The sequence below is a fragment of the Candidatus Pelagisphaera phototrophica genome, assembly GCF_014529625.1.
Classification (GTDB): Bacteria; Verrucomicrobiota; Verrucomicrobiia; order Opitutales; family Opitutaceae; genus Pelagisphaera; species Pelagisphaera phototrophica.
Map to the genome: position 1 here is coordinate 1,727,378 of NZ_CP076039.1, position 22,568 is coordinate 1,749,945.

The following is a 22,568-nucleotide window of genomic DNA, read 5'->3' on the forward strand; positions in this document are numbered from 1 at the left end:
TACAAACTTGAAATCTCGCACAGTGGTTACGGAATAAACCGAATTAGCTCTCGGCCTCTCGACGGTTCGAGAATTTGCGGATAGACCTCGGATTACATCTTGATGCTGATGCTAGGATGTGTGTGTTGCTCTTCCAACAACATTGCTACCGGCAAGACAGGATGAGAGAAAAGCCTCGAGATATGTTCTTGAAAGAAACGGTTTGCACAGTGGATCCAATCAAGCCTTCAAGCCTAGCCCGATGGATTTACAGTAACGGATACTCTCCTCAATTTCAAGCTTCTGGTGCTCTTGGGTGGCGAGGTCCTTGTTGTGGTCCGCCCGGTCGGCGTTGGGTCCCACTGGCGCCTTCCACGGGTCCCGAGGGGCGCCCTGGCGGGCCCACTTCAGGTAACGAGATAGAGTAGAGGCTTTCATGTCGGGAAACAGTTCCATAAAGCCTTCTTCCAAGAAGGGAATCTCCCGATTGAATCCGGAAATGGTTTCGATGTGTACGGGAACGTTCGGACAAAGCTCCTTGAACCGGTCGAAGTACTTTTCCCAATCGACGTTGCCTTTACCCATGGCGGTCCACTGAACGGTGGTTCCTTTCTCCGATGTCCAGATAGCGGAATCCCGTAGACTTGTGGTGACGGCGTAGGGCCCCATGATCTCCAAGTTCTCTAAAGGGTCTTCCAAAGTCCAGGAGGCGTTGCCGGCATCGAGGTTGGCGCCCATGTAGGAGGAGCCTCCCGCTTCTTCGATCAGAGTAACGACTTCATGGGCTTGCATGTCACCGGCATGGTTTTCGACAGCAATCTTAATGCCTGCATCCATCGCTTGGGTACGGCAGGCACGACAGACTTTTGCGGTGTCTTTGATGCGTGCTATGATGCCGCCTTCTGTTCCACGGTCGTCACGGTTCCCAAGGATGACTCTAACGACGGGGGATCCAGTCGCTTCGGCGACTCGAATGGACAGGCTCAAGTGCTCTTCCGCCGTTCCCCACTTGTCCTTGAAGGTGGTCGAGGTCGGGCAAATGCTCCAGGTGCCGATGTGAATATCGATTCCCATGTCATCCGCTTTTTTGCGAACATCGCGAAGGTAGGGTATCTTGAGGCTCTTGAAATGGTCGAGGTCCGACATGAATAGAGAGTCGATTCCCAGCTTCTCTGAATATTTCAAGTGGTCTTCCACCATCCAGTTCATGGCTCGAACCGCGAAATTGTCATATCCAAGCTTGACGCCAGTCTTTTTATGATGGGCCGCGAGAACTGAAAGTGGGCTAGCGGCGGCCGCCATTCCACCAGCGGCTAGGGTTTTGAGAAAGTCCCGACGTGAGTTAGGATGGGTTGGTTGCAATGTTGGCATAACGTAATTCAGTTAGTAAGTGATCTCAATTTGTTGTTCGGTAGCGCGAGCTATCGCAACCTTTTACTGAAAAAGCATTGCTAAATTCAGTTGTAAGGGAGTCGCCTGTGCTATGCCGCGATTGAGGATAAGGCAACGCGGCACAGCGCGAGCACTGGACCTAGCAGAAAATGCGGTGCAGCCTCTGTGGTTTTTCCTAGTAATTCTCTGGGCGATCTCCTAGTGCCCACAGAACTAGAATTTAAATGGACGCTTGGGGATCGCCGCCACCTTGAAGTTCGGTTAGTATCTTCACTCCCGTTCCCATTTTACTGTCCAAGGATCACGGGTTTCTTCCTGAAATTCCCGAAGCCTGGCCATGAGTTGATCGCGGGTTTTTCTGTATTTTAGATCGTCGGACAGATTGACCGTTTCGTGTGGATCAGATTCGAGATCGTAAAGTTCAAAGCGGGGACGATAGAGGAGGGCTTTGGGAGTGCGTCTTCCGTAGAACTCGAGTCCTTGCTTTTGCATGGATACCCAGGTGGGCGACTGGAGCAAGTCTTTGGCCAGGGGGAATTCGAGTCCATGGGCGATGTTGAAGATCAGTTTGTACTGACGATTCTTTACCACTCTCATTGGGTAGTACATGGTGACCTCATGGGCGGTGTGGGAAGCGAAGACTTCGTTCCTCCCTCTTAGGTTTCCACTTACCCCTTTGCGAAAGGATCGGCCGTGGGTCTTCATACTCGTTGGGTCGATTTCCGCGTAATCGAGTATAGTGGGGGCAAGGTCGACCCAAGAGACAAGAGCGTCCTGAGTGCGACTCTTCATTGTCTGACTCGGCTCTTTGACGATGCAGGGCAATCTCATTCCCGGTTCGTAGAGCGTGGTTTTGGCCCCTGCAAAAGCGACGCCATTGTCGGAGATGTAGATGACCAGGGTGTTGTCGTATTTCTCCGAACGTTTGAGAATATCGAGGAGATGGGCAATCCCCTGATCGAGTCGAGAAACGGACTGGTAGTACTCTGCCAGCTCCGCCCGACAAGCAGGTGTGTCGGGTAAAAAAGGTGGCACGACCACTTTTTCTGGATCATATGTTACCGGGTTGATTCCCGGATAGCCTTGATCACGGTTTCCGAAACGATTGGGCTTAGGATAGGTGTCAAAGGTGGGTAGGCCGTCGGGTGTAAATGCGTTGGATCGATGCGGGTCGTCGGTCGCGTAGAAAAGAAAGAAAGGCTCGGAATCATCACTTTCGATAATCGTGCGGGACTGTTCCGCCATTTCCCAGGGGCTTCGGCCGACGGTCGTAGGATCGTTGGCGGCGCCTGCGGATAAAACGAAATCGAATTGGTAGACCGATTCAGGGGCGACATGAAACTTTCCGATTCGGGCGGTGCGGTAGCCATTTTCTGATAAAGCGACCGGTAAGCTCTTGATGTCGTCGAAACTCTGATAGTGATGGAACGTGTGCTGCAAGCCGTATTGCCCGTTACGATGGTTGTGCAGGCCGCTGAGAATGACCGATCGACTGGGGCTGCAGCTTGCCGTGGTGCAATTCGCGTCGGTGAAGATTGTTCCGTCGGCTGCGAGGGAGTCCAAGGCCGGTGTCTGAATAATGGGATTTCCGTAGCATCCCAGGGCGTCGGTTCCATGGTCGTCAGAGACGATCAGAACAATATTGGGGTGCGCGGCAAGATTGCCCGTAGCTAGGGTTGTGGTGATCAGAAGAATAGAGAAAAGCCAATAGCTTTTTAGTTTCATAGGAAAGCGAGGCTAGAGGGTGAAGCGAGCGATGCGAGCCGTTTTTGACAATGAAAACGAGAAACGAGTACGTTGGCTTAAATAGGGGTCGCTGGAGTGTGCAGGCGTTCCGCTTTGCGGAAGCATGAGATTAGCCTTAGAGGCTTCGGCTGAATAGGGATAGTCAGCCCTACCTCTACTGTTTGGGGTGTGAGAACTGTGAGGGATTGAAGTTTCCAGGTCGTTGCAATCCCTATTTGGTCAAAAATGCTTCGCTTTGCGTGATCTGGATAACGAGATCGCGTAGTCCCGATCCGGAGTCGCTTAGTTGTTCCACGAGATTATTCACCTCGGGCCGATCGGTGAATTCTATGGTTCGTCCCATTGAGTAAGCCAATAGCTTCTCGGTCAAGCAGTGCGCGAATTGCTCTTGCCGATTCGCGAGCACCGACTTAAACGCCTTGATGTCTGAGAATTGGTCTCCGTTCGGAAGTTGCCCTGAAGCATCGATCAGTGGTCCTTTTGAATTGCCGCGGGGGTAGTGGTCACGCCAGCCACCAATCGGGTCGAAATTCTCAAGCGCGAAGCCGAGGGGGTCGATTTTTCGGTGGCACTCGTAACACGTTTCCAACTCCCGATGTTTGTCTAGTTGATCACGAATGGTAGTGCTACCACGGATATCTGGCTCAAGGGGTTCCACATCAGGTGGAGGGGGTGCCGGTGGAGCTCCTAGGATATTATCCAAAATCCAGATACCACGAATGATAGGGGAGGTGTCGATACCATTGGCGCTGGCGGTGAGGATGCTTGCTTGTCCCAGCAATCCGCCTCGTTGGGGAAAAGAGGCGAGGGAAACCTTTTGCATCGCGGGACCTGTGACTCCATTGATCCCGTAGAGCCGGGCGAGTCCTCCATCGACAAAAGTGAAATCGGAATCGAGAAAGGAGCTAATGGGGAGATTATTTTCCAGTATGTATCGGAAGAAAGTCTGCGTTTCCCGCTTCATGGAACCTTCCAGGCCATCCACGTAATAGGACATGAACTCCTTGTCGCTCGGTGGCATGGTGCCGATCTTATAAAGCTCTAGCCAGCGTGAGGTGAATTGCTCAGTGAAGGCCTGTGATCGTTTGTCATCGAGCATGCGAAGCACTTGCGCTTTCAGCACGTCGGGTCGGGACAACGCTCCCGCTTTGGCGAGTTCTCTTAATGTCTGATCTGGTTGAGTTGACCAAAGAAAATAGCTAAGTCGCGAGGCGAGGGCGTAGTCATCAAGCCGACCTTCCGGCTCTTGCAGGTAGATAAAGTCGGGCGAACACAGGATCGCGCGAAAGCCGATCTTTAACGATTCGAACGCGGATTTTCCAGACTGGTGGGAAGACAGAACGAGTTCGTGCAACACGTCGATTTTCGCGTCATCTGCGGGTCGACGAAATGCGACATCGGCAAATCGCTCCAGGATAGGCCGTGCATTTTCTATCGTCGGCTCTTTGTCGCCAAAAAGGGCGCGGTAGCTGGGGGTGGGCCAGTCCTCAAAATAGGGGCCTTCCAGTTCTATCTCGAAAACCCGGATTCGAGGACCTTCGTATCCACGATAGAAGGCGGCCCAGCCATCGCGTCGGTTAAACTTGTTCGAAGTTCCCTGGGTATCCAGAACGCGGCCGACGACGGTTGCGATTTTTTGGGCTTCCGCTTCGATGCGTCGCACTTCGGCTTCCTCGATCGGGTAGGGGTAGAGCCCGTCGCCTGGTATGGTCCAGTTGTGGATGAATTCCTGGAAGTGATCTGGGTAGTTGCGGACCAGGGTCTTGCGAATCGGCTTAACTCGATTGGGCCCATTGGGAAAGGTCAGTCGTGGTTGAAATCCCTTATCGAGCCAGATGCGGGATTCGTACCATTCGGAAGATTCGTCGGCTATGATGAAATCGGCAACTTTGCGGTCTGAGGATGTTCTGGATTCCAGTTCACCGTACTCTCGTGAACCCGCTATCACATCAACGCGGAGGGGCTCGCTCTTGCGCGTTCCGACAATTCTTTCCGGATAAGGGTACTCGCGATTGATGGCCTGAGCCTTGAATCTGAGCTTGTAGTATCCACTTTCTGGAACTCCTTGTTCTAGTTTTTCCAGCCAGAGAAAACCGTCTTGGTCGGTTGTGTTTTTCCGGATATGCTGAAATTCTCCTGCGACATCTTTTCCATCCCAGCGGTTGCCAGCGGTGTAAAAAGGGGCGGGGAATTGGTAGGATTGGACTTCGGGCTCAGGGCCCTGACGCGTGGCCTGTTCGATGTACGACTCGGCCGCATCCAAATAGCCTTGCAGCAGAAAGTCGGAGGTGATGAGAGCGGATCCGATGTTATTGAAATTCTCTTCCGTTTCATCTGGAGGAAAAGACTCCGTAGGGTCGATCAGTAGAGGCTGGAGATGGAGAAGGTCACGGACGGTACGGTTGTATTCGTATCGATTGAGGCGGCGTAGAACGGTCTTACGATCCGAGCTCTTGTGGTGCTCATAGGCGATCGTTAATTCGTCTGTAATCCAGTTGATAACAGCCTGACGGTCGTCAGGGCTTGGCTGAGTCTCCTCCTCCGGAGGCATGTCTCCTAAATTCAGAAGGTCTGCGATATCCTGCCACAGTATTAGTGCGTCTTTATCGAGAAAGTCGCTCTTGAGATTATCATAGCGCCGATCGCCTTTCTGCTTCTCCGGACCGTGACATTGGATGCAGTACTCTTCGAGGAAGGGCGCGACCGTGTCGTGGTAGGTATCCGCGTACGTTCTCAGAGTATTGAGAAACAACAAACTCAGAACGACCAGAATCGAGCAATTTGTTTTGAGCCGACTAGTATGTAATTTGACAAAGGGTACCGGACGATCTCCGAGGGCCCACAAACTAAGGGATAAACTGGGCACTCGGAGATCGTTCGCTACCTTCGACTTTTCGTGGCTCATGCCGTTTCCAGGCCGGTCAAAGTGCCAGAACCCTTATTGAATTGGTCGATTTCCAGTCCGAAACGTTGCAGTATGGATCCATACAAGTTGCAGAGTGGAACCCGTTTGTGGTTTTCAGTTGGATACACTTTGTGTTCCCCATGTTTGAATCCGCCACCTGCGAGAAGGAGGGGCAGGTTTTTGTTCGAGTGTGAGCTGCCGTTGCCCATGCCGCTTCCTATCAGCACCATGGTGCGATCGAGGAGTGACTGCCCGTCGGGCTCTTTGATTGTCTTAAGCTTGTCCAGAAATCGCCCCATTTGCTCTACTTGGAATTTCTCGATGACAAAGAGTCCTTGCCGCAGCTTTTCGGCTTTTCCGTGATGAGAGAATCCATGGTAGCTGCCAACGAGACCGAGGTCGGCGGTATTCACATTTCCGGGAACGCCGAGGGTCGCTACTCGCGTCGAATCCGTTTCCAGGGCGAGAGCCAGCAGATCGTAGAAGGCGGGAACGGTATAGGTGAGATCGCCCTCTCCCGGCTCTCCGATGTCGACTTTGGGTTTTGGCTTGTGCAGCCATTCGCGTGACATGCCCAGTTTGCGTTCCAACTCGCGAACGGAGTTCAGGTATTCGTCGAGTTTCTCCTGGTCTGCTTTGCCCAGTTGCCGACTTAACATCTTGGCTTGGCTATTTACGACATCGAGGATGCTTTCGTTAATATCGTAGGCTGACTTGTGCTTAGCGAGGAGTCGGGGATCATCCTGCACAAAGAGTGCTTTGAAGAGGTCGCGCGCCCTTGTGACCGGGGGCACGTTGACGCCATTTCGAGTCCAGGAAAGTTTGCATTTCAAGTCGCCGTCACCGTCACCGGTGGACATCACGAGCGAAGAATAGCGTGTGCGGGTCCCAACGAATTCGGCTGCCCGTTGATCCACGGATATGTTTCCCTCTGGCCAGTCAGATGCGTCCTGGTCCTTAATGCCGCTGAGAAATGCGTGCACGGCGCTGTGTCCGCCGGAAATATCGTGATCGAGGTTTGAGAATATCGTGAAGTCCTTGCGATGGCGCCCGATTGGGCGCAGGAGGTCGGAAAGTTCGTAATTAGCCCCTTCGCCTTTCGGAAAAAAGCTGTCCGGCATGAGCCCGAGAGGATTTCCTATGCAAACCATTCGCATCGGAGATCCAGTACCGCTAGTTTTGGCAGCCGCTCCAACCGCTTTGGCGGGGAGGGGCCCCATGTTCTCAAAGAAGGGGAGGGCCATGGCGACACCGGTGCCTTTCAAAAAAGTGCGACGATCCATTTTTCGTATTTTCATGGGGGAAGTCTAGGAATTGATAGGGAAGCGAGATGAGTATGAATTAAGTAAGTATGCAAAAACCTCGGTTCAAATCCAGATTAATGTTTTTGGTCAGGTTGATGCTGAAGTGTATAGTTGGTGTGAAAAAGACAGGCTAGAAATCTGTTTTTATACTTCAAGAGATTCTGTTTTAAAATCGGCCTTGCGGCCCAGTGTATCCGCTTTCGTCTTTTCATAGTTACGCCCTGCTGTTTATTCTGCGTGGCCAATGAATCTCAGCAAAGTGGAAAATTGGCTTACTTCGAAGGTTGTTGGTCGCTCCGTTACTGACTTTTTTAGCGGGCGGTCACCGAGCGCCCATTTAACCCAGAAAATTCATCCTGCCTTTAACTGTTAATTTAAACAGGCTGTCCAATCGACTCCGTTCAGGATTGATGAGAGGCGTGTGCGATTGTTTTATTGTGGGCGTTCGGAGATCGCCTGCCGTCATAATATACCTTGGATTTAGATCAATTAGTGGAAAAAGAGTTCGCCCGAAGGCCTGATCAGGCCTTGTATCTGAATTCATGAGTGCTGAGTCGAATTTTGCTAAACTAAATTTAGAGCTCCCGCCTGCCCCTAAGCCACTGGGGGTTTACAAGCCGATCGTCATTCACGAGGGGCTCGCTTACTTATCCGGGCACGGTCCCCTGAAACCGGATGGGTCGGTTTACATGGGGAGAGTGGGCTCGGAGTTGGATCAGGATGCGGGTTACGAAGCGGCTCGCCAGACGGGTCTGGCGATGTTGGCTACTTTGCGAGCAAATCTGGGGTCCTTGGACAACGTAATGCGCGTGGTGAAGGTATTGGGGATGGTTAATAGTACCGCTGAGTTCGGGAGCCACCCGGCAGTGATCAACGGGTGTAGTGAGCTTTTTGCGCAGGTATTCGGTGAAGAAACAGGAATCGGTGCCCGCAGTGCTGTAGGGATGGGTTCGCTTCCGGGAAATATCAGCGTCGAAATCGAAGGAATTTTTGAGGTGGAAACCAGCTAATCAGAAAGTTTATTGGCCGCCATAAGGGGCAAAATTTGCAAAATGGATAGGTGTTTATGCAGCAGTCCAGTTGTTGAGGTTGTAGTTGTCTGAAGCGGGGATTTGTGGTTACAGGATTAGTCGAGTATTCGATCTCTGGCGACGACTTCCCAATAAATATTGGATTTCCCTTCGGTCGCTACAACGACCTTATTGTGCAGAGCGACAGTTGGGCAGATATGTCGAGGTATGCCGTAGATGACGTCGCCGACTGAAAGGATGGCTGCTTTGTCGGTTTCTATGACGAGGTGTTCCTCGCTTTGGGAAACGAAGGCAGCATCTTCCAGTCCCAGTAGGCGGACACGAGGGTGGGGCATTTCGGCGGCGACCGATTTGTGGCCAATGTCGAGGCACACAAGGTTTTCTGATGGCTTGCTCAAAACTCGAGTTAGTAGAAAGGCGGCGTGCTGAAAGGGGAGATCTGGGAAGGCGTCGCCGTATCCAAAATCCCATAGAAGGGTTGTACCTGGACTAAGGTCAACGCCCTCTCGCCTAGCATGAACCGGAAACGTGGGACTTCCTCCAGCGATGATATTGGGAATTGGAAAGGCGGATTCTTCTAGTGAATCGATGAAGGCGTCAACGGCCCCCCAGTCGCACCGGCAATGTTCCGCGCGGTCGCCAATGTTCGAATCGCGAATGTGGCCATCATAGACATGCAGGCCACCCAGAATGACCGACTTGCTTTGATGTATGCGTTGGTAGAGTTTTTTGGACGCTTCACCGGGAACGATTCCAGTGCGATTCATACCACAGTTTATATCCAGGTAGATCCCGAGGTTTGCTCCCGATTGGTCGCAAAGGGTCTCGATCGTTTTGAGGGTTTCAGAATTGTCGACGAGAGTGGAGAAGCGTGTATCCGGATACTCCTTCGACAGCTGGACAAGACTCTCTGTAATCGGGCCAACCGGCTGCATGGCCAGCAAAATGTCATTGGCCCGGCAGGTGAGAAGCATTCGCATTTCTGCTAGTGTGGCGCACTTGAACTTCCGCACTCCTTGTTCCTGCTGCAACGCGACGACTTCGGCCATTTTGTGGGTCTTGACATGCGGTCTGAGTCGCTCGGGTCCAGCCGCAATTTTGATCATGAGCTTGATATTAGCCCGGATTTTTTCGGGAAATATTACGAGTGACGGTGAGGGGACGCCTTCAATTTGGGAGAGCTCGGGAAACTCGTAGTCAGAAGATAGTGCCATTCTTGGTGAAAAAGAAAATTGGTTCGAAGTGGGTGTGAAGACCTGTCAAAAAGCGATTTTCCGGAATATTTTGCGAGGAGATCAGTACCGTCTAAAAAGGTATTTGGAAATGGGTATAGCTCCAGCCGTATTTAATCCGTCCATAAAAAGTCGTTCAAACATAATGTCGAGATGTCCATTTGCTCCGCAAGTAGAAGAAACTTCTTTAAAACGGGAGTATGTCGTCTATCAGGTAGTTGAGCGATTTACCTCGATTGTGCCCATGTTATTATCGAACCGCAGTTTTCTAAAAGTCAGTATCACCGCTGTTTTATCGGGCCTGTCTGGCTCTGCTATATTTGGAAACTCGATTTCATACGATAAGGAGGTTGCCCCAATTTTGGAGAAATATTGCGTGACCTGCCATGGTCCGGATGAGCGGGAAAACGATCTGCGCGTGGACACTCTCAATCGGGACTTTGTCAATGGGCGTGATGGGGAAACGTGGCACGATATGCATGATGTCCTCATTTTGGGTGACATGCCGCCGGAGGATGAGCCGCAACCCACGGCGGCTGAGCGGCAGACCGTTATCGATTGGATAACGGCTAGTCTCGAGCACGCGTCCGAGGTCAAGCGAGCGACCGGAGGGCGAGGGGTAATCAGGCGACTTACTCGATACGAATACAATAACACGCTTTCAGATTTGCTAGGAGTTGAGTTGGACTACGCCAAGAACTTGCCTCCGGAAACCGCAGGGCCGGGAGGGTTTCAAAATGATGGCTCGATCATGGGAATGTCGGGCATGCAGTTGGAGTATTACTTGGACGCAGCGCGAATGGGACTAGATGTGGCTTTGGTCGAAGGACCGCAGCCGGAACGGTTCTACCACTTTGGCACCTGCAATGTAGATCGACGCTGGAATGCGAAAATCGAGAAAGTTCACACTAACAAGATCCAGCCCGGCAATGCGTTCATGACGCGGATGATGGAGTATCCGACAAAGGGACCCGTCACGGTGCGGGTGAAAGCCCATGCGAGAATACCGGAAGGCAAGGGCCCGCCTCGCATGCGGGTACGTATGGGGCTTCGGGCCGACACCTACATTCCCGGCGGGCAAGTGGGCGAGGACATTGACATTTGGGCGACGGAGGACGTCCCCGGAGTCTATGAGTTCAAGGGACGGCTGGAGCAGTTTAAGAGCGTTCTGGAAACGCCCTCCAATTTCCCTGGGCTCATGATTACCGTGCAAAACGTTTACGACGACGGCTCGGACAAAATAGAGGTGCTCGACCTTAGGCTAGGAGAACAGGAACGCGAGTTAAACAAGCCCGATCCCGAACAGCCGTGGCTAGTGGTGGACTGGGTAGAATTCGTTGCCCCTGATCATGCCGCTTGGCCACCTGAGCATCACCAGAGAATCCTTTTTGCCGGACTCGATATCCCCAAAGACGAGGACGTCTACGCGGAGGAAGTGTTGCGCCGCTTTATGAGACGAGCCTACCGGCGGCCCGCAACCGATGAAGAGCTCGCTGAGCCACTTCAGTTCTTCAAGGATATCCGGAGCCGGTACGACTCGTTCACCGAATCAATCAAGCAGTCCCTGGCGATGGTGCTCATCTCGCCACAATTCCTCTATTTAGTTGAGCCCAGCGACGAGAATAAGGGAGCCCGATCTTTGACAGCCCATGAAGTGGCGTCGCGCATGTCCTACTTCTTGTGGAGCACGATGCCGGACGAGGCACTTCTCAAGTTGGCTGAAAGTGGCCAACTCCTCAAGCCGCGAACGCTAAAGAAGGAGGTGCAACGCATGCTAGCCGACCCGCGCTCGGAACGGTTTGTTGGCCAATTCACCGAGCAATGGCTCGATCTGCGGGCCTTGGAACGCGTCGCGGTCAATCCCGAGTTCTATCCGGAATTCAACAGTCGGGTGATGGCGGACATGCGGCGGGAAACCGAAGCGTTTTTCGAGGAGATCCTTCGTAACGATGTTTCGGCGCTCAATTTCCTTGATTCAGACTTTACGATGCTCAACGAGCGCCTGGCGAAGCACTATGGGATCGAAGGGGTCGTTGGTACGGAGATGTTGCGGGTGCCTCTTCCTGAGAATTCGCGTCGGGGCGGCTTGATTACTCAGGCGAGCATGCTGGTGGGCAATTCCACAGGTGAGGATTCCCATCCCATCGATCGAGCTGTCTGGATTCTAGAGCGAATCCTAGACGACCCTCCGTCACCCCCTCCTGCTAGTGTGCCAGAGCTAGATCCAGAAACGCCCGGATTCGCCCAACTGCCTTTGAAGGAGCAACTGGCCATTCATCGTGACAAGACTGCCTGTATTAGCTGCCATAAAAAGATCGACCCATGGGGGATCCCCTTGGAGGAATTCGATGCGACCGGATTATACCGATCGGAATCGCTTCGGCTCACATCCATGGAAAAGGGCGGGACGCGGACTGAAAAAGCATTTGCCCCGGTCAAGGCGTCCGACGTGATGCCGGATGGAACCCGGATCGAGGGAGCGGAGTCGCTCAAGGCCTACCTTCTCGACCAGCGGCGGCGCGATTTTGCGAGAGCCCTTGTGGTGAAGCTGACCTCGTACGGATTGGGTCGAACACTTGAATTTACGGATGAGCCCATCGTTGAGGATCTGACCAACCAATTTGAGGAGCGGGATTATCGTCTGGATTATCTTATCGAATCTATTGTACTATCTGATTTGTTTCTAACTCGATAGTTACAGGAGGGCGTTATTATGGCAGAAAAATCATGTTACATAAACCGTAGAACTTTTCTCAAAGGGACGGGTGTCGCCTTGGCCTTGCCCTTCCTGGACTGTATGCGAACCCCCGCCCACGCGGGGAAATCAGCGGGAGCGGGACTGCCCAAACGACTCTGTGCGATCCACTTCCCCTACGGTGCCAGCGTGCCCGCTGAAGATCACGAAGATCGCGAATGGGGATGGTTCCCTGTTCGAGAAGGATCCGGATTTCGTTTCACGAAGGTGCTGCAGTCAATGGAGCCTCTTCGTAAGTACACGACCATGATTGGCGGGCTTTCGCATCCGACCGGTCGTCACATTGGCGGGCATGATACGGGCGATATATTCCTGACCGGCGCGGACTTTAGCGGGGCAAATTTCACAAACACTGTTTCCTTCGATCAAATTGCGGCGGCCAAGATTGGCCACGAAACGCGTTTTGCATCTCTCGCACTATCCAGTGATGGGGGCATCGGCATGCCGACGCGCTCCAAGACGCTTTCCTTCACTCAGTCGGGCCAACCGATTCCTGGCTTGGACAAGCCGCAGCAGATATTCGATAGCCTCTTCGGAATTGACGGGGGAACGATCGCCGAACGGCGTCGGCGCCTCCAAACTGAGACAAGCTTGCTGGATCGAGTGATGGATCAGTCCAAGTTTCTTCGCAACAAACTGGGCAGGCAGGATCAGGAAAAGTATGACGAGTACTTGACCTCTGTGCGCGACATAGAGCAGCGGGTGGTTCGAAGTCAGGAGTGGCTGGATATTCCCAAGCCAAAGGTTGATGCGTCTGAGCTCAATTTGGAGGTTACTCAAGAGGCACCTTTGGAGTATATGGAGACCATGTACGATCTCATGTACTTGGCGTTTAGAACCGATTCGACTCGAGCTATCACCTACATGCTCGGAGCGATGAACGGCGAAACTTCGAACCAGTTCTCCAAGGCGTTGGGATTGGGCAGTCAGCACGAGCTCGCTCATGGAGCCGGCAAGCCGGGTGGGTTCATCCGCCAAGGTACTTGGAATATCTGTTTAGCCGAAAACCTGGCTCGCTTTCTGCAAAAGATGGCAGACACCCCAGAGGGGGATGGTAGTTTGCTCGACAATACGACGGTACTCTTTGGCACTTCCAATAGTCGCACCCACAATAATCACAACTATCCACTTATATTGGCGGGTGGTGGCAATATGGGCTTCAAGCACAATCAGTACCTCTCCTACGGAAAAGGTGGTGAGGATGTGCCCATGTCCAACTTGCTCTTTACGATGCTCAATCGCATGAATATCACCGATACGCGATTCTCGGATAGCCAAGGCGATCTGTCGGACCTGTATGTATGAGTTGAATCCGAGCATCGTGCCCGCTACCCGGCCCTACCCGCGATGCCAGAGCAACCGAACTAAATCTGTATTGGAGCCACCTGTTGGTTAAAGGGATCTATCGGAAGGGGTATTGCGTGCGTTAACCTATTGCAGGAGCGGCTTTACACCGCGATTTTTGGATGTTGGAGTTGATGAGTATCGCGGTGTAAAGCCGCTCCTACGTTTAGTCCACTAAGGTGAGTATTCAAATATTTGTTGTCCCAATCAATCTTTCAGAATCGGTTCTGGGCGATGATCTGCTTGAGTCGGTTCTTTAGGTCCTCGCCCGTCTCGTAGATCATTTGCTCGTTAGATGGGAAGGGAATGATGGTGTGTTCGAGGAGTCCTCGATCATGGTGGCTCAGGGCTCGTCTATCTCCTTGGTGGGTACAGTAGTGGTGCTTGAATATGTGCTCACTCGCTAGAGGGAAACTGGAAAGGTTCTCTCGGCCTTGGAATGCGCGATATTCAACTTTACCCTCTATAGCCACTGACTTTGACTGAGTGAATTCAGTCACGACCGAGCGAGAGGTCACAAATTTGTCCACCTTGATGTCGTTACCTTGGGCGTCCCTGGCGACATTTCCGTTTTTGTCGAGCTTGTATTCGAAGCCGTCCTTGATCCGCTTCTCTCTGATAAGCTCTTTTTCGTATATCCTCTCCGGACTGACGACGATGTCTCTGATCGTCAGAACCATCTCATAGTCATAGTCGATGTTCTCGATGTAGTTATTGTGGTAAACGGACCAGGATTGGTTACCGTTTAGCTGGTAGGCTTCGAAATCGAGTAAATCGTCTTCGAGGCGTTTGGGCAAAGTGGCGTTGGATGCGTTTACGGTTTTGACCAAGACAAAGTCGGTCCCGAGGTAGTGGGCCTCTTTTATCAGGTTTCGAGTTTCTTTGTAGTTTGGGTTTATTTCATCTAGGTAGTTAAGATTCTCGTACGCAACGCGCACCTGGGGTTTGTCCTTGGTGGCGAGTAATTCGGTTGCATGACGGTAGAGGTGTTCGGAAAGGCGGTTTCTCGAGTCGAGTAGGGAGCCATTGTAATTGACGATATCAAAATGAGCCTCTCGTCCCTGATCGGCGATGTAGAGAGGCAGCAATGGCATGATGTATTCCTGTCTATTTTGAAGCGATTGATAGGTGTTGAATAGCTCTTCAAGAGCCGTTCCACTTTGGTCCATTCGCAATCTTTCGAGATTCCGATTGTCGCGATTAACGGCCTTGGCGAAGGCCTCTTCCAAAATAAGGATGTAATCGGCCGACTTCTTTTTCGTTCGGCTTTCCCGCAGGTTTTCGACGGAGTTTCGGATCGCCCGTTCGTAGTTTCCTGAAGCGACATGGACTTGGGTCTCTTTCAGGGTGTTGCACCCGACTAGGATTAGGGTGAGGAGGGCAAGAAATGGTGTTGTCGACTTCATTTTAGATTGGGGACAATGATTTACTATCGGAATGGAAGGGATATGCTGTCGTATCAGGCTGTTTTAAAAGAAAAATTTCACAGAGATGTGATTGTAAGACGTTGATGGGTTGGGACTTATTCGCCAATTTTAGAGGAATATACCGGGACGAGGCTGCGGTTTGGGCTGTTTGCTGGGTAATCCCCTTATGGGCAATGGGATGCAGGCGGTTGAAATCGCTTGCTAGGTCGGGGGGTCGAAATCAAGGTGATTGTCGTGCAAATCCTATTTCTGGATTCAATACCCCCTCTTTAAGGACCCTATGAATACTCATGCTAAGTTCTTGTCATTCCTCGCTGTACTAGGAATCTCCGTTGGCGTTTTTGCTACCGTAGACACCGACCCATTGTTTCTTCACGAAGTGATTACCAAGGATCAGTTGAGAAAGGGGCATCACTGGACTCCAGGGGAAGCGAACCTGAAAATGAAGGAGTACGGAGGGACATGGAAGGACAAGGCTTCGTGGGAAAATAGAGCGGCTTCGATTCGCAAGGGTATCTTGAAAGGGCTATATTGGAACAAGATGCCGCAAATTGAAGGGAACTTTAATCCTATTATCCACAGTCGGCGGGAGATGGATGGCTACGTAGTTCAAAATATCGCCATTCAGAGCTTCCCAGGTTACTATATCACGGGGAATCTGTATTCGCCCTTGAAACCCGCTGAGCGGAATCCCGCTATTCTCTGTCCGCATGGGCATCTGGCAGACAAGCGATTGAAAGAAGACGTACAAAAACGGAGTGCTTCCTTTGCCCGATTAGGAGCGATCGTTTTTGCCTACGACATGGTCGGTTACGCGGAGGCAACCCAAACCACCCATAAAATGCCCATTGCTGCCTTGTTGCAGACGTGGAACAGTAAGAGGGTTTTGGACTATTTGGTTTCGCGGTCGGACGTGGACAGTTCCCGAATTGGCATGACCGGTGGCTCAGGCGGAGGCACACAGACATTTGTTCTGACGGCGATTGATGATCGCATAACTGTATCCGCTCCCGTAGTACAAGTATCGGCTCATTTCTTTGGAGGCTGCGTTTGCGAGAGCGGTATGCCGATTCATAAGGGAGTAGAATATGAGACGAACAATGTGGAAATTGCCGCTATGGCAGCGCCGCGACCCTTGTTGCTCGTTTCCAACGGAGCTGATTGGACGCGTAACTCACCGCGAATTGAGTATCCCTATATACGGAGCGTTTATGCTCTGTATGACGCCGAACATAATGCGGAGCATGTCCATTTGTTTAATGAAGGCCATGACTATGGCTATTCCAAGCGGACATCAGTCTATCCGTTCTTTGCCCATCATCTGGGGCTCAACTACAAGCGAATCCCTTACGATAACGGATTCGACGAGAGCTTCGTGACGGTGATGCCGCGAGAGGAGCTCTATGTCTTTGATGAAGACCATCCTAGACCAGCAGATGCTCTTATTGGCGATAATGCGGTAATGGACTATTTGGGTTTTGAAAGGTAGGCAGGGGGATATGGAGATGAAGATTTTTACGAGAAGACTTATTTGTAAGAGCCCCGATTTGTCGGGGCGATATATGCTAACAGAATCGCGGCATGAAGCCGCTCCTACGGGAAAAGGCAATGATTTCCACCGTTGGGCGAGCGCTTGCTCAGTACTGCGTATGGGGGCGGATTCGGATAACGCGGCACATTGCAAGCGTTGGTCATGTGTAATGGTAGTTTTTTCGCTTTTGTTGGCAATGGTGGTGCTTCCAATTGCATCCTTTGGTTCCAAGATCGTTTCGATTGAAAACGATACTTTACGAGTTTCGATTAACGCCCGAGGAGCGGAGCTTTGGAGCATACGTCACAAAGAATCAGATACGGAGTATTTGTGGCAAGGGAAGCCTGAATATTGGGTAAATCGAGCTCCAGTGATGTTTCCGGTTAATGTTCGCTTCAAAGACAATCGCTTTTCTTACAAGGGAGATTCCTACGAGATCCCAAAAATGGGGATGGCTGTATATTCCGACTTTGAGGTTGAGAAAAGCCGGGATGGATGCTCCGTCGTTTTCTTACTTAAGTCGAATGAGGAAACACAGAAGCGATACCCATTTGATTTTGTCTTCAAGGTGATCTACCGATTGAAGGGGAATCGATTGGCCAACGAGTTTGTGATAGAGAACGAGGGAGGTGAAACAATGTATTTTGCTACGGGTGGTCACCCCGGGTTTAATTGTCCATTTGTGGATGGCAGGGATCGGAGTGATTATCAGATTAGCTTTTCAAAGAAATTGTCGGTAAAACGTAGTGAAATTGTGGATAGTTTAATCCAGAAAACGGAGGTACCCTTTTTGAATAACGAAGACTCTTTTACTTTGGACGATTCCCGTATCCCCAATGGGGGAATGTTTCAGAAAGACATGAAAGCGAGAAAGATTAGTATCGGGAGGACAGGGGAAGCACCATACCTAACGCTAGATTTGGGTGATTTTCCCAACGTTAATCTCTGGTCCCCTCCAGGGATGCCCTTTGTCTGTATCGAGCCGATGGTGAGCCATCACGATCTGCAGGATTCGCCGATGGACATCGAGGAGAAGTCTTATTTGATTCCCTTAGAGCCGGGAAAGACAAAACGGTACGCTTTCTCCGTGATTGTTAACCACAACGGGACTTTGTAGGGAGTTAGGCTGCCTGGGACCGCCGAGCCCCAGCGCGGCAGCAAACGTTTGTGTTTGCCAAGCTGGGGCGTGGCGTTCGCGGAGATCGAGCTATCTATTTAGGCAGGCACCATGCCGCGTTGGTTGAGCTTCTAACGCGGACTGCCGGAACGCCAGCCCCTACCTTGGGTTGTCTCAAAGCTTGCTCTTGCCTGGCAATTTTCTGATACCCGTGACGATTTCGTTTAATCCTCTATGCCCGCTTCTGTTGCAGATTCTCTAATACCTGTCCTTGAGATGAAGGAAATCGTGAAGACATTTCCAGGGGTAAAGGCTTTGAAAGCAGTGTCGCTGAAGTTGAAAAAGGGGGAGGCCTTGGGTTTGGTTGGGGAGAATGGAGCGGGGAAAAGTACGCTCATAAAAACGCTCGGTGGAGTTCACTTGCCAGAATCTGGAGAAATACGATTAGGGGGGCAATGTGTGTCACTCACCACGCCATCCGTTTCTCAGTCGCACGGAATCGCGATCATCTATCAGGAGTTTAATTTAGCCCCAAATCTTACTTCTAGTGAAAACCTTTTTTTAGGCAAAGAAGTGACGCGACATGGATTCATCAACCACAGTCGCGAGGAGGATCTTACTCGCGAGCTATTTTATCGCTTGGGGATGGACATTGATCCGCGAGCGAAATGTCGGGATCTTACGGTTGCGGAACAGCAGACCGTGGAAATTGCGCGGGCTCTAGCGGCGGATGCTCAGATAATTGTAATGGATGAGCCGACCGCGGCGCTTAGCAAGCAAGAGGTCGATAAGCTTCTAGCTATAATCGAGGATTTAAAGCGGGAGGGAATATCGATCATCTATATCAGCCATCGGCTGGAGGAAGTCTTTGCGATTGCCGATAGAATTACGGTCCTGCGCGATGGTGAGAGCGTTGGCGAATCGGCTACAGCCGATGTATCTAAAAACCAGCTGATTGAATGGATGGTGGGTCGTCCCATGGAGGAGGAGTTTCCGAAGCGAAAAGTAGACCGGGGACCTGTATGCTTGAAAGTGGAAGGACTGTCACGGGGTTGTGCCGTGCAGGATGTTAGTTTTGAACTCCATGAGGGTGAAGTTTTGGGACTGGCCGGGCTTGTGGGGTCCGGAAGAACCGAAACGGCTCGATTGTTGTTTGGAGCGGATCCGGCAGATTCAGGATCGATCTTCATGAAGGGGGCTAAAATTGATTTGGGAAATCCGAGGGATTCTATCGAGCGTGGAATCTGTTTGCTGACGGAGGATCGGAAAGAGCAGGGCTTGATCCTCATTCATTCGTCTGTCGAAAATTTTGGACTACCCAATCTCAAAGAGTTCCAAGAAAACGTCTTCATTAGCCAAGGTGCGGAAGTCGACGCATTCAAGGGCCATGTCAACAGTTTGAAAATCAGGCTATCCAATCCTTCTCGGAAAGTAGGGGAACTCTCTGGAGGGAACCAGCAAAAAGTTGTAATTGCAAAGTGGCTACAGCGCAATGCGGATATTTTTATTTTTGATGAACCCACACGAGGTATTGACGTTGGGGCCAAATACGAAATTTATCTGTTGATCAACCAACTCGTGAAAGGGGGCAAATCGGTCCTGTTGATAAGCAGCGAACTTCCCGAAGTTATTGGAATGTCTGACCGGATAATCGTGATGAAAGAGGGACGTATTCAGGGTATAGTTAACGATGCCCAGCGGGCGTCTCAGGAGGAAGTGTTGGAAATAGCTCTAGGAGAATAGGTGCTCGCAAAATGAGATTGAAGACTTTAAATTTCGGATTGGGTGAATATGGCATGGTGCTCGCTCTCATAGGGCTCTGCGTCTTGTTTAGCGTGTTGACCCTGAATCGGCAGTCGGGAGAGGGCATTGCGGCTGAAAGGGAGCTCACTAAGGTTGTGCTTGATCAGTTTCCAACCGAAGGAGTTGTCCTCGTCGTAGGTGCGGAAAACACGTCTTCGGCTACGATGGCGGAGAACGTGTATGCGAGTGTAGTTTCTGCGAACAGAGAAAATGTCCGGATGGTTGTGGGTGGACCCAGAGACCTGCGCGATGAGCTGGATGGGCTTGTCGCTGAGAGTGGTGGGCTCGCTGGGATTGTTACCGGTGGAGACGCTTCCAAGTGGCTCGTATTGGAGCAAATCGAGCAAAACTATCCCGCTTTCGAATCCTTTGAGATAGTCGTGCCACGCGAAAGACTTTGGCCTGATTTCCTAAAAGCGTCCAATCTCCTCGCCATTGTAGAGCGGATTGTGGTGATCGCCATCATAGCCATTGGCATGACGATGGTCATCATAACGGCGGGCATCGATCTTTCCGTCGGCAGTTTGATTGCGTTGTCTGCGGTGATTGGAGCTACCGTGGTTAAGCATATGGGTGGCCCTGAAGCTGCGGGCTGGGTCGTCGTTCTTGGGTTTTTTGCCGGAACTATCAGTTGTGGGCTCATCGGCATGTTTGCGGGTGGGCTGGTTTCACGATTCAAGGTAGCCGCGTTTATCGTTACATTGGGGATCATGATGATGGCTCGGGGGCTCGCCTTCATGACGACGGGTGGTTTCTCCATTGATCAAGTGCCGGACTCGTTTGTTTGGCTAGCGCAGGGTAGGCTTTGGGGGATTCCAAATACAGTCATTCTTTTGGCAGTAGTTTACTCAACCGCCCACTTATTTATGTCTCACACACGTTATGGACGTTACATATACGCAGTGGGTGGAAATGCGGAAGCAGCTCGTTTGACCGGTGTTCCGGTGGGAACGGTGATTGTGCTCGTCTACACCGTAAGTGGACTGGCCGCCGGACTAGGAGGGTGCTTACAAGCCTCTCTCGTACGAGCGGCGGCACCCAACATGGCCAATATGTACGAGCTCTATGTGATCGCTGCCGTAGTAGTGGGGGGAACGAGTCTATCGGGAGGTTCGGGTAGAATGTTTGGTACTCTAATTGGTGCGTTCATTATAGCGGTGATTCAAAATGGGATGAACCTGCTCGGTATTAAGAGCTATGCCCAAATGTTTACACTCGGTGCGGTGATAGTTCTCGCTGTGCTGCTCGACAAAGCCCGCCAAAATGGAGGGTTTCGGCGGTTGTTGCGAGGAAGGTAGCGATTCGCCCCACAACCCCCAGGTTTCCGAGCCAAGGCCAAGACGGAGAGAACGATACTTACGCCAAAGCGAGTGAGCTGTGACTCTTCCTTGGACCTAGTGCAGGATCGATGAGATGCTCACCCCACTTTTAAAGTTCGGAACTTGAATTCGTTTAAATCAGTGGAACGGGAAGGTTAATCGCTTGCCAGATCCTCTCAAAAGCGGATCAATGGATTTAGTTCAATTTATCCCTAGTATGAATATTCGAAATCTCCTTTCACTTCTTCTTTCGGTCCCTCTGATTTTGTTGGTATCCTGCTCTAACCCCGGGTCGGGAAAGGGATCGCCTGTTACGGTGAGAGGAAAGATTGGAATGACCTGTATGGACCTGACCAATCCTTTTTTCAAGCTCATAGCTAATGTGATGGAAGAAGAGGCGTTGAAATATGGATACAGCCTTGTCGCATTGGATGGGGCGAACGATGGGGCGGCTCAAAATTCTCAGCTAGCTGACTTTGTGGCCCAGGGCTACGATGCGATTTTCCTGAACCCTGCAGACTCGAAGGCGGCGGCCGAAGGGGTGCGAAAAGCTCATGCTGCTGGGATTCCCGTTTTCACTTTCGATATCCAGATCGATGATTCCACAGTCGGGGAAATGGTGACTTCCCACATTGGCAGTGACAATTTCCAAGGAGGGCAATTAGCGGGGAAGAGCATGATGAAGGCCACGGGGAATCGTGGAAAGATTGCTATTGTTGGCCTACCCGAAGTGACTTCTTGCATCCTGCGGGTGGAGGGTTTCAAGGACTATCTCAAGAACAATGGGGGAAATCTGGAGATCGTCACGGAGCTCAATGGAAAGGGGAATCGAAATGAAGGTTTCGCGGTAACCACGGACATCTTACAAGCTCACCCTGATATAGTCGGGATTTTCGCGATCAATGATCCCTCTGGTTTGGGAGCCTACGCCGCAGTAGCTAAGGCGAATCTGACCGACCGCATTACAATAGTCGCCTTCGATGCCTCTCCTGCTGGGAAGCAAGGGGTTTTCGAGAAGAAGCTCTTCGACACGCCTCAGCAATTTCCTAGAAAAATGGCTGAAGGGACAGTCCAGTCATTCATCCGCCATTTGCAAGGGGATGAGGTGAATAGGAGCATTTTCATACCCTGTTCGCACTACTACTATGAAACAGCGGTCAACGACGAGAGCCGTATTAACGAGCAGTGGTAGTTGAATGGTGGGGTGAGGCTATAAATGTTGTTTAAACCTGCTCTCGTGATGCGAGATCCTGTTCGCCAAGGGCGATCCCGATTGAATACATTTTGAAGCCGAGACAAGCGGTTTGTTTTAAGAGGGTTGATACTGCTTATCAGCAGTATGGAGCGATTGGCAGCAGGTTTGGTATTGAGAGGCTGTCCGGTTTTTTCGTAGCGCGGGCACCTGTGCCACGCCACGTTGGTTGAGCTTCTAGCGTGGACTGCCGGGTCGACAGTCCCTACCCTCGGTTAAGTGCAATCGACGATCGCGTCTACAGTTTTTTCGGAAAATAGTATCCCCGAAGTAGCCTTTGGCTGATTCTTTTATTCCGTCTTGCTCAGCGAGCGAACAAAGGATCCCGTTTATCCGGAATCAAGTTTTTTATATTGATAGATTGGTCGAACTCGAGTTCATGTTCATCTGTCGCTCGTCGAATGAATCGATAGAGCCCAATCGGTATTAAG

The 22,568-nt window shown here is 51.3% G+C and carries 14 protein-coding genes; 8 read left to right on the forward strand and 6 right to left on the reverse strand.

Translation table 11 applies throughout. The features are described from left to right. Positions 1-219: 219 nt before the first annotated feature. The 4 genes from GA004_RS07420 to GA004_RS07435 form a co-directional block, all read right to left on the reverse strand. Positions 220-1,350 carry a sugar phosphate isomerase/epimerase family protein gene (locus GA004_RS07420; RefSeq protein ID WP_283396687.1) on the reverse strand — a complete coding sequence of 377 codons (1,131 nt, stop codon included), beginning with the start codon at positions 1,348-1,350 and terminating at the stop codon, positions 220-222. Between the two features lie 291 nt (positions 1,351-1,641). Beyond that, the gene (locus tag GA004_RS07425) at positions 1,642-3,096 is read right to left on the reverse strand and encodes a sulfatase family protein (protein ID WP_283396688.1); all 1,455 of its coding nucleotides are present in this window, start codon (positions 3,094-3,096) and stop codon (positions 1,642-1,644) included. Positions 3,097-3,328: 232 nt separating this feature from the next. After that, positions 3,329-6,022: a DUF1592 domain-containing protein gene (locus tag GA004_RS07430; RefSeq protein ID WP_283396689.1), complete on the reverse strand. Its 2,694-nt coding sequence runs from the start codon at positions 6,020-6,022 to the stop codon at positions 3,329-3,331. Then, positions 6,019-7,320: a DUF1552 domain-containing protein gene (locus GA004_RS07435; RefSeq protein WP_283396690.1), complete on the reverse strand. Its 1,302-nt coding sequence runs from the start codon at positions 7,318-7,320 to the stop codon at positions 6,019-6,021. Before GA004_RS07435 ends, GA004_RS07430 begins: the two co-directional genes overlap by 4 nt. A 548-nt stretch (positions 7,321-7,868) precedes the next feature. Between GA004_RS07435 and GA004_RS07440 the strand changes: the two genes are divergently transcribed. After that, the gene (locus tag GA004_RS07440; RefSeq protein ID WP_283396691.1) at positions 7,869-8,336 is read left to right on the forward strand and encodes a RidA family protein; all 468 of its coding nucleotides are present in this window, start codon (positions 7,869-7,871) and stop codon (positions 8,334-8,336) included. A gap of 116 nt (positions 8,337-8,452) precedes the next feature. Here the strand turns inward: GA004_RS07440 and GA004_RS07445 are convergent, their stop codons facing one another. Beyond that, positions 8,453-9,571, reverse strand: a complete 1,119-nt coding sequence (locus tag GA004_RS07445; protein ID WP_283396692.1) for a D-TA family PLP-dependent enzyme — start codon at positions 9,569-9,571, stop codon at positions 8,453-8,455. Positions 9,572-9,734: 163 nt separating this feature from the next. Between GA004_RS07445 and GA004_RS07450 the strand changes: the two genes are divergently transcribed. Continuing rightward, on the forward strand, positions 9,735-12,284 hold the full coding sequence (locus GA004_RS07450) for a DUF1592 domain-containing protein (protein WP_283396693.1): 2,550 nt from the start codon (positions 9,735-9,737) through the stop codon (positions 12,282-12,284). An 18-nt stretch (positions 12,285-12,302) separates the two neighbouring features. Further along, a complete protein-coding gene (locus GA004_RS07455; RefSeq protein WP_283396694.1) occupies positions 12,303-13,649 on the forward strand; it encodes a DUF1552 domain-containing protein in 1,347 nt (448 codons plus the stop codon). Between the two features lie 254 nt (positions 13,650-13,903). Here GA004_RS07455 and GA004_RS07460 read toward each other — a convergent pair whose 3' ends face one another. Then, entirely contained in the window at positions 13,904-15,094 is a 1,191-nt protein-coding gene (locus GA004_RS07460) for a hypothetical protein (protein WP_283396695.1), read from the reverse strand. 301 nt (positions 15,095-15,395) lie between these two features. On the opposite strand from GA004_RS07460, the gene GA004_RS07465 reads away from it, so the two are divergent. The 5 genes from GA004_RS07465 to GA004_RS07485 all read left to right on the forward strand — a co-directional run bounded on the left by GA004_RS07465 (position 15,396) and on the right by GA004_RS07485 (position 22,077). Then, positions 15,396-16,604 (forward strand): alpha/beta hydrolase family protein, encoded by a 1,209-nt coding sequence (locus GA004_RS07465; protein ID WP_283396696.1) that lies wholly within the window; start codon positions 15,396-15,398, stop codon positions 16,602-16,604. Between the two features lie 73 nt (positions 16,605-16,677). Further along, positions 16,678-17,763: an aldose 1-epimerase family protein gene (locus GA004_RS07470; protein ID WP_283396697.1), complete on the forward strand. Its 1,086-nt coding sequence runs from the start codon at positions 16,678-16,680 to the stop codon at positions 17,761-17,763. A 234-nt stretch (positions 17,764-17,997) separates the two neighbouring features. Then, a complete protein-coding gene (locus GA004_RS07475) occupies positions 17,998-19,506 on the forward strand; it encodes a sugar ABC transporter ATP-binding protein (protein WP_283396698.1) in 1,509 nt (502 codons plus the stop codon). 11 nt (positions 19,507-19,517) lie between these two features. Further along, on the forward strand, positions 19,518-20,864 hold the full coding sequence (locus tag GA004_RS07480) for an ABC transporter permease (protein WP_283396699.1): 1,347 nt from the start codon (positions 19,518-19,520) through the stop codon (positions 20,862-20,864). A gap of 238 nt (positions 20,865-21,102) precedes the next feature. Continuing rightward, complete coding sequence (locus GA004_RS07485; protein WP_283396700.1) at positions 21,103-22,077, forward strand: substrate-binding domain-containing protein; 975 nt, start codon at positions 21,103-21,105, stop codon at positions 22,075-22,077. The last annotated feature ends 491 nt before the right edge of the window (positions 22,078-22,568 follow it).

Coding starts and splice junctions, on each gene's coding strand:
- GA004_RS07420 (WP_283396687.1), bottom strand. CDS start 1,350: ATGCCAACATTGCAACCAACCCATCCTAACTCACGTCGGGACTTTCTC.
- GA004_RS07425 (WP_283396688.1), bottom strand. CDS start 3,096: ATGAAACTAAAAAGCTATTGGCTTTTCTCTATTCTTCTGATCACCACA.
- GA004_RS07430 (WP_283396689.1), bottom strand. CDS start 6,022: ATGAGCCACGAAAAGTCGAAGGTAGCGAACGATCTCCGAGTGCCCAGT.
- GA004_RS07435 (WP_283396690.1), bottom strand. CDS start 7,320: ATGAAAATACGAAAAATGGATCGTCGCACTTTTTTGAAAGGCACCGGT.
- GA004_RS07440 (WP_283396691.1), top strand. CDS start 7,869: ATGAGTGCTGAGTCGAATTTTGCTAAACTAAATTTAGAGCTCCCGCCT.
- GA004_RS07445 (WP_283396692.1), bottom strand. CDS start 9,571: ATGGCACTATCTTCTGACTACGAGTTTCCCGAGCTCTCCCAAATTGAA.
- GA004_RS07450 (WP_283396693.1), top strand. CDS start 9,735: ATGTCGAGATGTCCATTTGCTCCGCAAGTAGAAGAAACTTCTTTAAAA.
- GA004_RS07455 (WP_283396694.1), top strand. CDS start 12,303: ATGGCAGAAAAATCATGTTACATAAACCGTAGAACTTTTCTCAAAGGG.
- GA004_RS07460 (WP_283396695.1), bottom strand. CDS start 15,094: ATGAAGTCGACAACACCATTTCTTGCCCTCCTCACCCTAATCCTAGTC.
- GA004_RS07465 (WP_283396696.1), top strand. CDS start 15,396: ATGAATACTCATGCTAAGTTCTTGTCATTCCTCGCTGTACTAGGAATC.
- GA004_RS07470 (WP_283396697.1), top strand. CDS start 16,678: ATGCTAACAGAATCGCGGCATGAAGCCGCTCCTACGGGAAAAGGCAAT.
- GA004_RS07475 (WP_283396698.1), top strand. CDS start 17,998: ATGCCCGCTTCTGTTGCAGATTCTCTAATACCTGTCCTTGAGATGAAG.
- GA004_RS07480 (WP_283396699.1), top strand. CDS start 19,518: ATGAGATTGAAGACTTTAAATTTCGGATTGGGTGAATATGGCATGGTG.
- GA004_RS07485 (WP_283396700.1), top strand. CDS start 21,103: ATGAATATTCGAAATCTCCTTTCACTTCTTCTTTCGGTCCCTCTGATT.